Here is a 15,500-nt window from a genome sequence, read left to right on the forward strand (position 1 = left end):
CACCCCCCCCCCACCCCCCCCCCACCCCCCCCCCCCCCCCCCCCGCCCCCCCCCCCCCCCCCCCCCCCCCCACCACTGTATTTAAGGCGGGTATTTAAGCTGACCTTAACCTGGATTTATCCAAGAGTTCACGCGGCGCGGCTGACGGCGGCTTCGGCCAATTGCCTGAGTGCGGTAAGCGGGAGCTCAGCCAGGGGGAGGCGTTCCAAGGCCTCGAAAGCCTCGTTGCTCAGTTCCTCGATCATTGATTCCGTGGCTTCGAGCGCTCCGCAATCCACTATGATCCGCCTGATCTCGGCAACCTCGGCCTCGCCAAGGTCCTGCCTTCCGAGCATGGTATCGATGTACTTCGAATCCGCGGCACCGGCCTGGTTGATGGCGAAGCCCACCAGCACGGTCCGCTTGCCTTCGCGGAGGTCATCTCCCGCGGGCTTCCCGGTGGTTCCGGGGTCTCCGAATACTCCCAGGACGTCGTCGCGCAGCTGGAAGGCCTCACCCAATGGCAACGCGAAGGCTGAGTAGCCTTGCAGGAGTTCCTCGCTGGCACCGGCCAGGGCGCCTCCAAGTGCCAAGGGGTGTTCCGTCGAATACTTCGCCGACTTGAAACGGATGATGGACTGGGCACGGTGGACGGCGCCTGCGCGGTCCCTGACCGGGCCGGCGACTTCCTCCAGGATGTCCAGGTACTGGCCGGCCATGACCTCGGCGCGCATCAGGTTGAAGATCCGTCGCGCGGGTGTACCGGAGGCGGCCCGGCCGCCAATCTCCGTGAAGGCCTCCTCGCTGAAGGACAGGCACAGGTCTCCGGTGAGAATCGCCGCCGCATGACCGAACCGTTCGCTGTCCAAGGCCCAGCCTTCGCCCTCATGGAGCTGGCTGAACCGCTTGTGGACGCTGGGGCCTCCACGCCGCGTATCAGAGCGGTCGATGATGTCATCGTGGATCAGGGCTGCCGCCTGGAAGAGTTCCAAGGCGCAGCCGGCAGTGATGATGTCCGGATGCGCGGACTCGCCTCCAGCGCCTCGCCACCCCCAGTAGCACATCAGGGCCCGGAGCCGTTTGCCACCTGTCACAAGGCTTGTGATCGAACCCATGAGGGGAGCCACGTCGGGGGAGATGGTGGCCATGGTTTCCTGTTGCATACCGAGGAAGCCGTTGAGTTTGGCGGCGACATCGGCCACGAAACGGCTTTGTTCCGAGCCGAGGTTCTCCGTGGTCACTTGATCGACCCGGCGGCCACGTTGGCACCGATGGTGAACGTGGATTTGCCCGCGGTTTCCACCACCGAGATATTCACCGTTTCATTGTCGCCACGGAGGAAGTCCTTTGATTTGATACTTCCCACAGTGTTGCCGGGAACTTCCTTGAAGCCCTGCGCGGTGAGCGCAGAGGTATAAAAGGCCACGACTGCGTCCGACGGGGACGAAACAGTGCCGACCAAGGCCACCGACGCCGGGGAGGAGTTCTTGTCGAAGCTGCTGGATTCGACCGCCGCCTGGGGCATCAACGGAATCAGTTGCTGCGGGAATCCAGGGACCAGGGCGCCGACTTTCGCCGCAGCTCCGGCCGCGGGTGTGGACGTGGTAGCCGGCGCCGGACTTGCCGAGGCAGTGACCGCCCCTGACGATGCTGGCGCCGCCCCTTGGGATGCCGTGCTTGCCGGGGACGACCCGCAAGCCGATATGGTCAACGCGACGCCCGTGGCCAACAGGGCCAGGCTGACGGGTTGAGGCTTTCCAAAGAGCTTCACAGGGATTTCCTCCTGGGGACGACGCCGGATGCTGCCTCCAGTTTAGGACGCCGGACGCGGCGTCCAGTAACCAGCGCCGCGGCATAGGATTTCCCTGTGAGACCACAAGCAGAGGACAACGGGCGGGGCCCCCGCCAGGAAGTCGCTCCGGATCCCGCTGCTCTGCGGGAACTGAGGCGCACCAGCATCCTCCACGTGGACATGGATGCCTTTTTTGTCTCAGTGGAATTGCGCACCCGGCCCGAACTCAAGGGAAAGCCCGTCATTGTGGGGTTCCCGGTGGATCGCTCGGTTGTCCTGTCCGCTTCCTACGAAGCGCGCGCGTTGGGCGTGAAGTCCGCGATGCCCATGGCCAACGCCATGCGGATGTGCCCCCGGGCGGTCATCATCGAGCCCCGCCACAGCCTCTACTACGAGGTGTCCCGGCAGTTGATGGGAATATTCGAATCAATAACGGACCTCGTGGAACCGTTGAGCGTGGACGAAGCCTTCCTGGACGTCGGCGGCGCCATCAGGAGGCTTGGTCCGCCCCTCCAGATCGGCCATTTGATCCGGCGCCGCGTTGCCTCAGAGCTGGGAATCACTGCGTCGGTGGGTATTGCCGCCAATAAGTTCGTTGCCAAAATTGCCTCTACACGCTGCAAACCCGACGGATTGCTGCTTATCGAGGCGGGACAGACCGTGGCCTATCTGCACAGCCTGCCCGTGAACGCCTTGTGGGGCGTCGGGGCGAAGACCGCCGATGTGCTCGCGAGATTGGGCATCCGGACCGTGGCCGATGTTGCGGCCACGCCGCCTTCATCCTTGAAAAAGGTCCTCGGCGCTTCGGGAGAGCATGTCCACCGGTTGTCGATGGGCCTGGACCCGCGGCCAGTCACGCCCACGCGCCTCGAAAAGAGCATCGGCTCCGAGGAAACGTTCGCTATGGACACCCCGGATGATGCTCTCCTGCACCGTGAGTTGCTCAGGCTCTCCCATCGAACCGCGTCACGGCTGCGGACTGCGGGAATGGTGGCCAGGACCATAGCGCTGAAGCTGCGGTATGCGGATTTTTCGACCATCACCCGCAGCAAGACAATGCATACGCCGGTGGACAGCGCCCAGCTGATCTATCAGGTGGCGAGCCAGTTGCTGGCGTCCTTGGGGGAGCGGCCCATGAGCGTGCGCCTTGTTGGAGTCCGGGCCGAGCAGCTCGAGCCTGCCGAGCATGCCTCGCTGCAGTTGAGCCTCGATCGCAGGGACGACAACTGGCGTGCCGCCGAGCAGGCGCTTGACCGTGTCGCCGAGCGATTCGGCAACAAAACCGTCCTTCCGGCTGCACTTCTGGAACCGCATGCGGAGACTGACGGGGAGGGCTCTCCCTAGGCGGCGATGAGCCTCCCGCGTGCCTCCGGCGTGTCTTTCAGAACAGCGGCCAACAAACTATCCTAGAGATACACAGATTTAGACCGTCTGGATAAATTGCTCTGTTGTGTCTGTTCCGTGAGACCGTGTTCACAAGACCCGGTCTTCGGGAACCCTTTTTTGGGTTCATCCGTTTCTAGGGAACAAAGGCAACGGCCGCGGCGTATCCAGGCGCTGGCCGACTAAAGGAGGTCGCGATGCCCCTATCGGAGCACGAACAGAAGCTCCTCGAGCAACTCGAGAAGCAACTGCATGAGGACGATCCGAAGTTTGCCAATTCAATGGGCTCTGACCCCATTCGCTCATGGTCGACCAGGCACATCGTTATTGGCGTTCTAGGCACTATCGCCGGGATTCTCTTGTTGTTGGTAGGTGTGTCCTTGCAGAACATCTTCCTTGGGGTGTTGGGCTTCATTGTCATGGGCGCCGGCGTGTACTTCGCCACCCTGAGAAGGGCAGCCGGCGGCAAATCGAAGAGTGCCAAGCCGGGTAAGGCGCGGAACTCCTTCATGAGCAACCTCGAGGAACGCTGGGACGAGCGCCGCCGCGGCGAGGAGTAAGAGCGCTCCATCCGGAGGCTTGTCGTTCACGGATGACGAGTCCTCCACATTGCACCACCAGGCTCCGGCCTGATTGCGAAAAGACCCGAAAACCGGGTCTTTTCGCATTTAACCCCAGGTTGGCCGCGCCTCGCGAGCCTGCCTACGCGACCCTGAAGCCGCCGTCGTGCGGCTGCCCGCAGCGCCGCGCCAAGCCTCCTCCACTGCCAACCACCTCTGGAATCCCTGTGTTTTCAGGCTCCAGCATTCGAAAGTGGGGTAGAAACACGCCGGATTGCGTTGACTGTGGGGGCTTGTGGAGTAAAGTGGAGCAAGTAAGAGGGTAGTGGCGGCGTGGGGCAGGTACGGGCACCTTTTCGGATGGGGGCGGTGGGCCAGTGTTTCTTGGCACGCATTCTCCCCGTCTGGACGAAAAGGGCCGGATCATCCTTCCCGCCAAGTTCCGCGAGGAACTTGCTGACGGCTTGGTGCTCACAAGGGGCCAGGAGCGTTGCATCTACGTCTTCAGCCAGCGGGAATTCGAACGTATTCACGAATCCATGCGGGAGGCCCCTATCTCCTCCAAGCAGTCGCGTGACTACATCCGGGTTTTCCTGTCCGGAGCCTCTGACGAGGTACCTGACAAGCAGGGGCGCGTGACGATTCCGCCGGCGCTCCGGAGCTACGCAGGTCTCGAGCGGGAATTGGCGGTCATCGGCGCCGGAACCCGCGCAGAGATCTGGGATGCCCAGGCTTGGGACGAGTACCTGGCCGAGAAGGAAGCCGCCTTCTCGGAGACCGACGACGACAACCTTCCCGGGTTCATTTAGAAACCGGGACAGGAAACAGCAATGCTTCTTGGACGGGATCTCCAGCCGCCCATCACATTGTTTTCCTGGCTCACCTTCCCCGGAGCCAGGCAGACGCTGCGATAGGCGCGGATGGGGATCCGGCTCAAGAAGCGACCCACCCGACTGACAGACGAACAATTCAGCTCTGAGGAGGCCGCATGGAGGAGCAAGACGCCCCAAAACCAACCTCGGAGCGACATGTACCGGTCCTGAAGGACCGGTGCATCAATTTGTTGGCCCCCGGTTTTGAAGCGGCCCGCAGCCGCGGCGAAACGCCCGTGGCCATCGACGCCACGTTGGGAATGGGCGGCCACTCCGAAGCGATGCTGCAGCGGTTCCCCGACCTGCACCTTGTCGGGATAGACCGGGACGAAGAGGCCCTCGCCCTCGCCGGAGAGCGACTGCAACCGTTTTCGGCCCGCACTGACCTCGTCCATGCGGTCTACGACGAGATCGAAGATGTCCTTACCGACCTTGGCATCCCCGAAGTGCACGGGATCCTCATGGATCTTGGTGTGTCGTCCCTCCAACTGGACGAGCGGGAGCGCGGCTTTGCCTACTCCTACGACGCGCCCCTGGACATGCGGATGGATACCAGCCGCGGCCAGACGGCCGCTGACGTCGTCAACAACTACTCCGAAGAAGACCTGGTCCGGATCATCCGCAAGTGGGGCGAAGAGAAGTTTGCGGGCAGGATCGCCAACCGCATCGTCACGGCGAGGGCCTCCAAGCCATTCGCCACCACCGGCGAACTCGTCGAGCAGATCCGCGGGGTTGTTCCCGCGGCGGCTGCGAAATCCGGTGGGCACCCGGCCAAGCGGACTTTCCAGGCCTTGCGGATTGAAGTCAACGAGGAACTCGATGTCCTGGAGAGAGCAGTTCCTGCCGCTCTCTCAGCCTCAGCGATGGGGGGACGGGTAGTGGTGATGTCATACCACTCCCTCGAGGACAAGATCGTCAAGTCCGTCTTCCAGTCCCGGTCCAAGTCATCGGCCCCGCTCGGTTTCCCGGTGGAGCTGGAGGAGCACAAACCGGAATTCAAAACCTTGACCAAGGGCACGGAAGTGCCGACACCCGAAGAAATCGCCGAAAACCCGCGTGCGGCATCTGCCCGCCTGCGGGCCGTGGAACGCATCAAAGCGAGGAGAACAGCATGAGCACCGCTGCCGCGAAGATCCTGCCGACCACTGTGGGCAACACCGCGCGTGCCCTGCCCGCCCGAGGACCGGAGCGCGACGCGACCCGCAAGGCGCGGACCCCGCTCTCTCTCGTGCAGAGTGTTCCCGGACGAAGGCGGACTCCCTTCGTCGTCTTTTGCTTCGGCGTGCTGGCGGCGGCCTTGATGACGGTCCTTGTGCTGAACATCTCGGTTTCCACGGCCCAATACGACTTGGTGAAGCTCAGGAACGACGATGCGTCCCTGAACAAGCAGAACCAGGATCTGACACAGCAGGTGCAGAACTACCAAGCTCCCCAGAATCTGGCCGCGAAGGCCGCAGAATTGGGAATGGTAGCTTCCACTGCCACGGGCCAGATCGATCTGGACACTCTGACAGTCACAGGTAAAGCCACGCCGGCAACCAAGGGACAGAATCCCGGTGCCGTCATCGCCGCCCCTGCGGTTGCAGGCCAGTCCAGCGTGCAACCTTCCGCGCCCGCCAAGAATGATTCGCTCGACAGCCGCAAACCCAGCGGGACGGCCGACCCGACGCCGGCCAAACCGCAGGCGCCCGTGGTTCCTGCGGCACCCAAGCCGCCGGTGGTGGACCTTCACGGTGGTTCGGTCCCGGTTCCACAGCAGAAGGTACCCGGGCAGTAGCGTCCAGCCGACCTGATGTCAGGTAAACAGCAAGGCAAGCAGCAAGGAATCGACGTGGTGCAGAAAACCGGCAAACCGAAGAACAAGAGAACGCCGGTGGCGAAGAAGCGCCTGCGCATCGGGCTCGGAATCATGCTGACGCTGTTGCTGGTGATCGGGGGCAAGTTGTTCCTGGTCCAGGGCCTCGACGTCGGAGGCCTGGCCGAGGCGGCCTATAACAACAGGCTGACAACCACCATCCTGCCCGCCGAACGCGGCAAGATCCTTGACGCCAACGGCACCGTCCTCGCCAGCAGTGTGATCCGCTACGACATCGTGGTGGACCAAACGGTCAATACGAACACCGATCAGTTTCCTCGTTTCAACACCCAGACCCAGGCCATAGACACGATCTCCAGGTCCCAGGGCATTGCAGAACTTGCCAGCGCCTTGGGGATGGACGTCAACCAGGTCACCCAGGCGGTGACCGGCGTCAAGAAATACAACGTCGTGGCCAAGGAAGTGAAGCCGGACGTCGAAGACCGGATTTCACAGCTGCACATCCCGGGGGTGGTTTCGGAAGGCGTCAGCAAGCGTGTCTATCCCAACGGGAGCGTCGCCGGGGGCGTCATCGGCTTCCTCAAGGACGGCACCACGGGCCAGGCCGGCCTTGAGCAGACCCAGGACGCCCTCCTGCGCGGCAAGGACGGCAAGCGGGTCTTCGAGATCGGCGCCGACGGGCTTCGCATTCCCGTGGCGACCGACCTGCTGACACCCGCCGTGAACGGCCAGGACGTCAAACTGACCCTCAACACGGACATCCAGTACTTTGCGCAGCAAGCGATCCAGACCCAGGTCAACCAGCTCAATGCCGAGTGGGGATCGATTGTCGTCGAGGACGTCAAGACCGGCAACATCATCGCGATGGCGGACACGAACGCTCCCGACCCCAACGACCCAGGGAAGGTCGCGGCCGCGGACCGCGGCGTGCGGTCCGTGACGGCGGCCTACGAGCCTGGTTCCGTCGAGAAGATGATCACGGCATCGGCCGCCATCAACGAAGGGAAGTCCAGCCCGCTGGACACCGTCACGATTCCACCGGCCCTGACCATTGACGGTCAGACGTTCACTGATGCCTTCGTGCACGGTACTGAGCAGAGGACCCTCGCCGGTATCCTCGGCTATTCAATGAACACCGGTACCGTGATGATCGGCAGCCGCCTGAGCAAGCAGCAGCGTTACGACTACCTCACCCGCTTCGGCATCGGCGAAGCCCCGGACATCGGGCTTCCCGCCGAATCGACCGGCATTCTCGCCAAGCCGGATCAATGGGACGACCGGCAGCAATACACCGTGTTGTTCGGCCAAGGTGTGTCCCAGTCCACGCTCCAGACCGTCCGGGCCTACCAAGGCGTGGCCAACGGCGGCGTGATGATCCAACCGCGGCTCATCGATGGCTACGTGGGAGCCGACGGTGTGGAGAACAAGGTGCCCGCCAAGGATTCCCGGCAGGTTGTCACCCCGGACACGGCCCAACAGGTCCGTGACATCCTCGAGAGCAACGTCACGATGGGCGAAGTGAAAGACGCCGGCATCGACGGATACCGGGTGGGTGCCAAGACCGGAACCTCCGAAGCGCCCCGCGAAGATGGCCTGCCCGGATTCGACGGCTACACCGCGTCCATTATCGGAATGGCTCCCATGGAGAATCCACGGTTCATTGTCGAGGTGGTTGTCCAGCGCCCCAAAGGGAACATCTACGGCATCACCCAAGGACCGATCTTCCGCTCGGTCATGGGCCAGGTGCTGCGCACCTACAACGTCCCGCCGTCCACCGGCACTCCGGCGCGGTTCCCGCAATACGGCAAGTAGCCGGCACGGCACATCACGCCAGTACGGCAAGTAGCCCAGTTTCGCCAAGTAAGCTTGTTGGGCATCTGTCCGGCCACTTTACGATCCACCCATGCCGTTCCGGGAGTCCCATGATTCTCCCGCGGCCAGTATTACGAGTACCAACGGAGACCACCTTGTCAGAGCAGAATGACGCCGTATCGATCCCTCCAGGGAACCCGCCGGCTACGGACAACCCCGGCTTCCGTCCAGCCGTCGTGGCGCCTGTTCCCCTCGAGGCCATTGCCGCCTCCCTTGGAATCGCGCTGCCCCCGGACACGGGCGGCACCTCGGTGACCGGTGTATCCCTCAACTCGCGCACTGTCGAGCCGGGGGATCTGTACTTGGCCCTGCCCGGAGCCACCCGTCACGGGGCCGACTTCGTCGCCCAAGCGGTGGCTGCCGGTGCCGTGGCGGTCCTGAGCGATGAAGAGGGCGCCCGGCAATTGGCACTTGACGACCTTGCCGTTCCGGTGCTGATCGTCGGGAACCCCCGGGCCGCCGTCGGGACCCTCGCCGCCCTCATATACCGCAGCCAGCCGCTCGACGGGGATTCGCCCACACTTTTCGGAGTGACCGGAACGAACGGCAAAACCACCACGACGTATTTCATCAACTCCCTCCTGCGCGCCCTGGGCATGAACCCCGGCCTCATCGGGACGATTGAAATCCTTGCCGGGGGTGAAGCCATCCCGAGCCTGCTGACGACGCCCGAGTCCACGGATGTCCACGCCTTGCTCGCCCTCATGCGTGAACGTGGTCTCGACGCGGCATCCATGGAAGTGTCCTCCCACGCCCTGTCATTCCACAGGGTCGACTCGGTGACGTTCGATGTTGCCGGTTTCACCAACCTGACACAAGACCACCTCGACCTGCACGGAAGCATGGACGAGTACTTCCGGACCAAGGCGGAACTCTTCACGAGCGCGCACGCACGGCGTGCCGTAGTGACCGTGGACGACCCCTGGGGGCGCTTGCTGGCCGACGAGGCAGGAATTCCCGTGACCACGCTGTCGGCCACGCCTGGGGGCGACGCTGACTGGACGGTGGAGTCGGTCAAGCAACGCGGGCTTGGAACTGACTTCGAATTGCGCCACCGGGATGGAACGGTCCTGAGTGTCCATACAGGGCTGCCGGGGGACTTCAACGTCGCCAACGCGGCCCTGGCCACCATCATGGTGCTCGACTCCGGCATCGACCCGCATGCCCTGCAGGCGGCCCTGGACAGGCACGACCCCTTCACCGTTTCCGTGCCGGGCAGGATGCAGCTGATCTCCGAAGCCCCGGCTTCCGTTGTCGATTTCGCGCACAACCCGGACGCCCTCGCGAGGGCGCTGAAGGCCGTACGTTCGCAAGCACCCGGATCCCGCGTGATTGTCGTTTTCGGGGCCACAGGACAGCGTGACCAGGGCAAACGGCCGACCATGGGCGCCATCGCCGCCCGGCTCGCCGACGTCGTGATTGTCAGCGACGACGATCCCCATGACGAAGACGCCACGACGATCCGTGCGGAAGTCCTCGCCGGGGCGCGTGCCGCCCGCGCATCAGAGGACGTTGCGTGCGAAATCATCGAGGCGTTCCCCCGGGACGCTGCCATCCGCCAAGCCGTGGACCTGGCCACTGAAGCTGACACCATCCTGATCGCAGGGCGCGGCCATGAAGTCTGGCAGGAAGTGAAGGGCGTCAACCTTGCCCTCGATGACCGGGTGGAGCTCCGGGCGGCCTTGACAGCCAGGGGATTCAAGGTTTCCACGGACGAGCGGATAGAGTCCTAGACCGAGATGATTGCACTTACTGCGGCGGAGATCGCCGATATTACCAATGGCCGATTGGCAGCGGACCCGGGCATTGTCCCGGTGTCCGTCGTTACCGATTCCCGTGAGGCGGCTGCCGGATCGTTGTACGTGGCCAAGCCCGGAGAGAACGCCGACGGCCATGCCTACGTGGGCGCCGCGTTTGAGCGCGGTGCCGTTCTGGCGCTGACCGAGCGCGACGTTTCCGACGACGACGGACGGCCCTACCCCGCCGTCGTCGTCGATGACGCCGTGATCGCGATGGGTGCCCTGGCCGCAGAGTCGGTGCGCCGCATCCGTGCCGCACGTGCCGCCCAGGGGGAGCCGTTCACTGTCATCGGCATCACGGGCTCGGCGGGCAAGACCACTACCAAGGACCTGCTCGCGGGCGTTCTTTCCCGGGCCGGAGCCACGGTGGCACCGCAAGGTTCGTACAACGGTGAGGTCGGCGTGCCGCTCACCGTGTTCGGAGCCGATGCCGGCACCCGCTACCTCGTGATCGAAATGGGCGCCACCGGCGTGGGCCACATCACGTACCTTGCCGAGATGGTCAAACCGGACATCGGCGTCGTTCTGTGCGTAGGCAGCGCGCACGCCGGCGAGTTCGGTGGCGTGGAGAACATCGCCAAGGCCAAGGGCGAACTCGTCGAAGCGCTGGGTCTCGATGGAACCGCCGTCATCAACCTCGACGACGCGCGGGTCGCGGCGATGGCCTCCCGCACCCGGGCCACAGTGCTGGGTACCACGGCCACGGGCGTATCCGGTTCCGCGGTCGAAGCGAGGAACGCCGATATCGACGGCGACGGCCACCCCGAATTCGAACTCCACCTGCCCGACGGCGGGATGCCGCACCGCGTCCACAGCAAGCTCATCGGTGCGCACCACATCACCAACTTGCTGGCTGCCGCGGCCGCAGCGTTCGCTGCGGGCCTCCCTGCCGCCGCGATTGCCGACTCGCTGAGCGAGCAGTCGCCGGCCAGCCGATGGCGAATGGAACGCACTGAGCGGGCAGACGGCGTTACCATCATCAACGACGCCTACAACGCGAATCCGGAATCCATGCGTGCAGCCTTGCGCACCCTCGCCGACCTCGGCCAGGGACGCCGTACCTGGGCGGTGTTGGGCGCGATGCTGGAGCTTGGCGAAGACTCCATCCGCGAACACACGGCAGTGGGCACGCAAGTGGTCCGCTTGAACATTTCCAGGCTCGTCGTGGTTGGCCGCGAAGCCCGGGCGCTGTACATTTCCGCGATCCAGGAGGGCTCCTGGGGCGAGGAATGCAGTTTCACCGAAACGGCCGACGAGGCCTACGAACTGCTGCAGGCCGAGCTCGCACCCGGTGACCTGGTGCTTTTCAAGTCCTCGAACGGGGTCGGCCTACGGTATTTGGGGGATCGGATAGCATTACCCCCACAGGCCGGAACGAGTGCGAACACCGCGGCTGCAACTGCCGCAAATGAAGGGAACGAGCTGCTGTGATTGCACTGTTGATCGGCGCGGGCGTCGCCCTCCTGGTGGCTTTGGTCGGTACGCCACTCTTCATCCGGTTCCTCGTCACGAAGGGCTACGGCCAGTTCATCCGCGACGACGGACCCACGTCCCACCACACCAAGCGCGGTACTCCCACCATGGGCGGTACCGTCGTCGTGGCCGCGGTGCTCATCAGCTATGGGTTGACCCACCTGATCATGTGGATGATGAATCCACGATCAGCGGGCCCGTCGGCTTCGGGCCTGCTCTTGCTGTTCCTCATGGTCGGGATGGGATTCGTGGGCTTCCTCGACGATTTCATCAAGATCTCCAAGCAACGCAGCCTCGGACTCAATGCCAAAGCCAAGTTGATCCTCCAGGCCTTCGTCGGCATTGTCTTCGCAGTGTTGGTCCTGAACTTCCCCGACTCGCAGGGAATCACGCCGGCCTCCACGCACATTTCCCTCGTGCGGGACATTCCCTGGCTGAACCTGGCCTTTGGGGGGACGGTCCTTGGGGCCATCCTGTTCGTCATCTGGTCGAACCTGATCGTCACGGCCGCAACCAACGGCGTCAACCTCACGGACGGGCTGGACGGCCTTGCGGCCGGTGCCTCCATCATGGTCTTCGGGGCCTACACGCTCATGGGGATCTGGCAGAACAACCAGGCCTGCGGTTCACCCCGCGAGGCGGGCAGCGGCTGCTATTCGGTCCGCGACCCGCTCGACCTGGCGCTCTTGGCGGCCATTTGCAGTGCCGCCCTGGTGGGCTTCCTGTGGTGGAACACGTCTCCGGCGAAGATCTTCATGGGAGACACCGGTTCCCTGGCCATCGGCGGCGCAGTCGCCGGGTTTGCGATCCTCTCCCGCACCGAACTCCTCCTGGGCATCATCGGCGGACTCTTCGTCCTCATCACGCTGTCGGTCATCATCCAGGTGGGCTACTTCAAGGTCACCAAGGGCAAGCGGGTCTTCAAGATGGCCCCCCTCCAGCATCACTTCGAACTCAAGGGCTGGGCCGAAATCACGGTGGTTGTCCGATTCTGGATTCTTTGCGGCCTGTTCGTGGCCGCGGGCCTGGGGATTTTCTACGCTGAATGGGTGGTGCTGCTGTGAGCGCAAGTCCTCAAACCAAGCCATCGGCGAATGATCGGCTCCGGAACCTCGTCAGTTGGGATTCCGACTGGAAGGGCCTGCGCGTCGTCGTGACAGGCATTGGCGTCTCCGGTTTCGCGGCCGCCGATACCTTGATCGAACTCGGCGCACGGGTGGTGGTGGTTGACGCGGCCACCAGCGCAAAAGCCCTCGCCCAGGCTGACACCTTGAAGATCGTCGGCGCAGCCGACGTCCTCCTTGGCCAGGACGCCGTCACAACGCTGCCCCGCGTGGACGGCGAAAAGGCCGAACTCGTCGTGACGTCTCCCGGCTGGCGGCCGGACCAGTCCCTCCTGGCAGCGGCCAAGCGGGCCCACGTGCCGGTGTGGGGCGACGTTGAACTCGCGTGGCGGGTCCGCGAACGCAAGGGCCGCAAGACGGCGGACTGGCTCACGATCACGGGCACCAACGGCAAGACCACGACGGTGGGCATGACCGAAGCCATGCTGCAGGCAGCCGGGCTCAAAGCAATCGCCGTGGGGAATGTGGGCACTCCCATCCTGGACGCGCTCCGCGACCCCGTGGAGTATGACGCTTTCGCGGTTGAACTTTCCAGCTTCCAGTTGCATTGGATCGAATCCCTTTCCCCTGTGGCCAGCGTCTGCCTCAACGTCGCCGAGGACCACGTCGACTGGCATGGTTCCTACGACTCCTACCTTGCCGACAAGGCAAGGATCTTCGAGAACACCCAGAAGGCGTGCATCTACAACGCTGAACAGATCGAGACCGAACGCATGGTGGAAAACGCGGACGTGGTCGAAGGTTGCCGGGCAATCGGTTTCACCACCTTGACGCCGGCCGTCAGCATGCTCGGCGTCGTCGAGGGCTTGCTCGTGGACCGCGCGTTCATCGAAGAACGCAAGAGTTCGGCAGAGGAACTTGCGTCCATGGCTGATCTGGGTCCCGCTGCGCCGCGCCACATGGTTGCCAACGCGCTGGCCGCGGCCGCGCTGGTGCGGGCCTACGGCGTCGAACCGTCCGCAGTGCGCCAGGGGCTCAGGAACTATCTTCCGGGAGACCACCGCATCCAGCCCGTGGCCAAGCAGAACGGCGTGCTCTGGGTCAACGACTCCAAGGCGACCAATCCGCACGCCGCGTCAGCGGCCCTGTCGGCGTTCACCAAGGTCGTCTGGATTGCGGGCGGTTTGTCCAAGGGCGTCAACTACGACGAGCTGGTCAAAAGCAACGCGCCCAGGCTCAAGGCGGTGGTGCTGATCGGCTCGGACACCACTGACCTGGAAGCGTCCCTCAAGCGACACGCGCCGGATGTGCCCGTAATCGGGCAGCCCAAGGGCGACACTGAAATGGTGCAGTCCGCCGATTCAGCTGGTGCCGCCGCGGAACCGTCTCCGATCTTCGGCGACACCGTGATGGCCCATGCTGTCGAGTCGGCAGCAGGTATCGCCGCGTCCGGCGATACTGTGCTGATGGCCCCGGCGGCTGCCTCCATGGACCAGTTCTCTTCCTACGCTCACCGTGGCGATGCTTTCATCCGGGCAGTGCGCGAGCTTGTGGAAGGCCAGGCACAGACCACCGAGGAGTAACAATGGTCAGCACGCCCACGCGCAGCGGTCCCGGGCGGACCCGGGCCGGGAACCCAGACCCCGCTCGAGGCGCGGCCGGCGTTGCCCGAGCCTCCCTGCTATTCCGCATTCGTTCCGGGATAGCTGGTTTCTGGTCAACGCTTGAGGGAAGCGGCAAATCCAGGAACGGGTCCACGTACTACCTGATTCTCGGCGCATCGCTCGCGCTCACGGCAATCGGGATCATCATGGTCCTTTCGGCGTCCAGTGTCGAAGCGATTGCGGCCGGCGAGTCTCCCTACTCGATCGCCACCAAGCAAGGCATGTTCGCCGCCATCGGCATCGTTGCGATGCTGGTGCTTTCACGGGTCAACGTCCTGTGGCTGAAGAGATTCGCGTGGCCCTCGATCATTCTTGCCGGCGCCTTGTTGGTGCTGGTCCTCATTATCGGCAAGCGCGTGCTGGGCAACCAGAACTGGATCGAGATCGGAGGCTTCACCTTCCAGCCATCGGAATTCGCCAAGTTCGCGCTGGTGCTCTGGATGGCCACGGTCCTTTCCGTCAAGGCCAAGCTCCTGGACAAGTGGACGCATGCACTGATCCCGATCGTTCCGGTCTCCGGCGTGATCATTACCTTGATTGTCCTGGGGCACGACCTTGGAACGTCGTTGGTGGTCATGTTGATCATGGCGGCCGGCCTGTTTTTCGGCGGCGTCAACCTGAAGCTCTTCGCCGGGGCGGGGGGTGTTGCCGCCGCGGTAGCACTGGTACTTGCGGTGACCAGTGGAAACCGGATGTGCCGGATCACCTCGTGGATGGGGCAGAGCTGCGCCGGGGCGAGTGACATCGGCTTCCAGAGCGAACAAGGGCTCAGCGCCCTTGCCTCAGGCAGCTGGTTCGGAGTTGGCCTTGGCCAGAGCCGGCAAAAATACCAGTGGATTCCCGAAGCCCACAACGACTTCATCTTCGCTGTCATCGGGGAGGAGCTTGGCCTCGTGGGGACCATCGTGGTCCTGGTGCTTTTCGCGCTGCTTGCCGTTGCCATCTACCGGGTTGTCAGCCACCAGGAAGACTTGTTCGCCCGCGTGCTCGGCGGCTCAATCATGGCGTGGATGCTTGGTCAGGCCGCGATCAACATGGCCATGGTGGCCGGCCTGCTGCCGGTGATCGGCGTTCCCCTGCCTTTCATTTCCTATGGCGGTTCAGCATTGGTGATGTCCCTATGCGGCGTGGGCGTAGTGTTGTCTTTGGCCCGCGCCCAAATGGCTCCTGCCAGCCGTTCCAAGCCGCGCTGGCGACTTGCGAAAACTGCACGAAAGCGTACATAG

The 15,500-nt window shown here is 63.8% G+C and carries 13 protein-coding genes; 11 read left to right on the forward strand and 2 right to left on the reverse strand.

Features of this window, described 5'->3' with window-relative positions:
* Positions 1 to 128 precede the first annotated feature (128 nt).
* Complete coding sequence (locus tag KNN17_RS18400; protein WP_241710372.1) at positions 129 to 1,142, reverse strand: polyprenyl synthetase family protein; 1,014 nt, start codon at positions 1,140 to 1,142, stop codon at positions 129 to 131.
* Positions 1,143 to 1,216: 74 nt separating this feature from the next.
* A complete protein-coding gene (locus KNN17_RS18405; RefSeq protein ID WP_241710346.1) occupies positions 1,217 to 1,750 on the reverse strand; it encodes a hypothetical protein in 534 nt (177 codons plus the stop codon).
* A gap of 162 nt (positions 1,751 to 1,912) precedes the next feature.
* Between KNN17_RS18405 and dinB the strand changes: the two genes are divergently transcribed.
* The 11 genes from dinB to ftsW all read left to right on the forward strand — a co-directional run bounded on the left by dinB (position 1,913) and on the right by ftsW (position 15,500).
* Positions 1,913 to 3,115, forward strand: coding sequence for a DNA polymerase IV (gene dinB / locus KNN17_RS18410; RefSeq protein WP_241710373.1), 1,203 nt, complete (start codon positions 1,913 to 1,915; stop codon positions 3,113 to 3,115).
* A 236-nt stretch (positions 3,116 to 3,351) separates the two neighbouring features.
* Positions 3,352 to 3,714: a DUF3040 domain-containing protein gene (locus tag KNN17_RS18415; RefSeq protein ID WP_241710347.1), complete on the forward strand. Its 363-nt coding sequence runs from the start codon at positions 3,352 to 3,354 to the stop codon at positions 3,712 to 3,714.
* Between the two features lie 377 nt (positions 3,715 to 4,091).
* Positions 4,092 to 4,523, forward strand: a complete 432-nt coding sequence (mraZ, locus tag KNN17_RS18420) for a division/cell wall cluster transcriptional repressor MraZ (protein WP_059389147.1) — start codon at positions 4,092 to 4,094, stop codon at positions 4,521 to 4,523.
* A 179-nt stretch (positions 4,524 to 4,702) separates the two neighbouring features.
* Positions 4,703 to 5,701: a 16S rRNA (cytosine(1402)-N(4))-methyltransferase RsmH gene (gene rsmH, locus KNN17_RS18425; protein WP_241710348.1), complete on the forward strand. Its 999-nt coding sequence runs from the start codon at positions 4,703 to 4,705 to the stop codon at positions 5,699 to 5,701.
* Positions 5,698 to 6,363: a hypothetical protein gene (locus KNN17_RS18430; RefSeq protein WP_241710349.1), complete on the forward strand. Its 666-nt coding sequence runs from the start codon at positions 5,698 to 5,700 to the stop codon at positions 6,361 to 6,363. Before rsmH ends, KNN17_RS18430 begins: the two co-directional genes overlap by 4 nt.
* A 54-nt stretch (positions 6,364 to 6,417) precedes the next feature.
* Positions 6,418 to 8,214 carry a peptidoglycan D,D-transpeptidase FtsI family protein gene (locus KNN17_RS18435; RefSeq protein ID WP_372489700.1) on the forward strand — a complete coding sequence of 599 codons (1,797 nt, stop codon included), beginning with the start codon at positions 6,418 to 6,420 and terminating at the stop codon, positions 8,212 to 8,214.
* Positions 8,215 to 8,369: 155 nt separating this feature from the next.
* On the forward strand, positions 8,370 to 10,007 hold the full coding sequence (locus KNN17_RS18440) for a UDP-N-acetylmuramoyl-L-alanyl-D-glutamate--2,6-diaminopimelate ligase (protein WP_242598978.1): 1,638 nt from the start codon (positions 8,370 to 8,372) through the stop codon (positions 10,005 to 10,007).
* 6 nt (positions 10,008 to 10,013) lie between these two features.
* Complete coding sequence (locus tag KNN17_RS18445; protein ID WP_241710351.1) at positions 10,014 to 11,504, forward strand: UDP-N-acetylmuramoyl-tripeptide--D-alanyl-D-alanine ligase; 1,491 nt, start codon at positions 10,014 to 10,016, stop codon at positions 11,502 to 11,504.
* On the forward strand, positions 11,501 to 12,610 hold the full coding sequence (mraY, locus tag KNN17_RS18450; protein ID WP_078105572.1) for a phospho-N-acetylmuramoyl-pentapeptide-transferase: 1,110 nt from the start codon (positions 11,501 to 11,503) through the stop codon (positions 12,608 to 12,610). Before KNN17_RS18445 ends, mraY begins: the two co-directional genes overlap by 4 nt.
* A complete protein-coding gene (gene murD / locus KNN17_RS18455) occupies positions 12,592 to 14,193 on the forward strand; it encodes a UDP-N-acetylmuramoyl-L-alanine--D-glutamate ligase (RefSeq protein ID WP_241710352.1) in 1,602 nt (533 codons plus the stop codon). The genes mraY and murD overlap by 19 nt, the downstream gene beginning before the upstream one ends.
* A 2-nt stretch (positions 14,194 to 14,195) precedes the next feature.
* Positions 14,196 to 15,500, forward strand: a complete 1,305-nt coding sequence (gene ftsW, locus KNN17_RS18460) for a putative lipid II flippase FtsW (RefSeq protein ID WP_241710353.1) — start codon at positions 14,196 to 14,198, stop codon at positions 15,498 to 15,500.

This window comes from Arthrobacter bambusae (assembly GCF_022606295.1).
GTDB lineage: Bacteria > Actinomycetota > Actinomycetes > Actinomycetales > Micrococcaceae > Arthrobacter > Arthrobacter bambusae_A.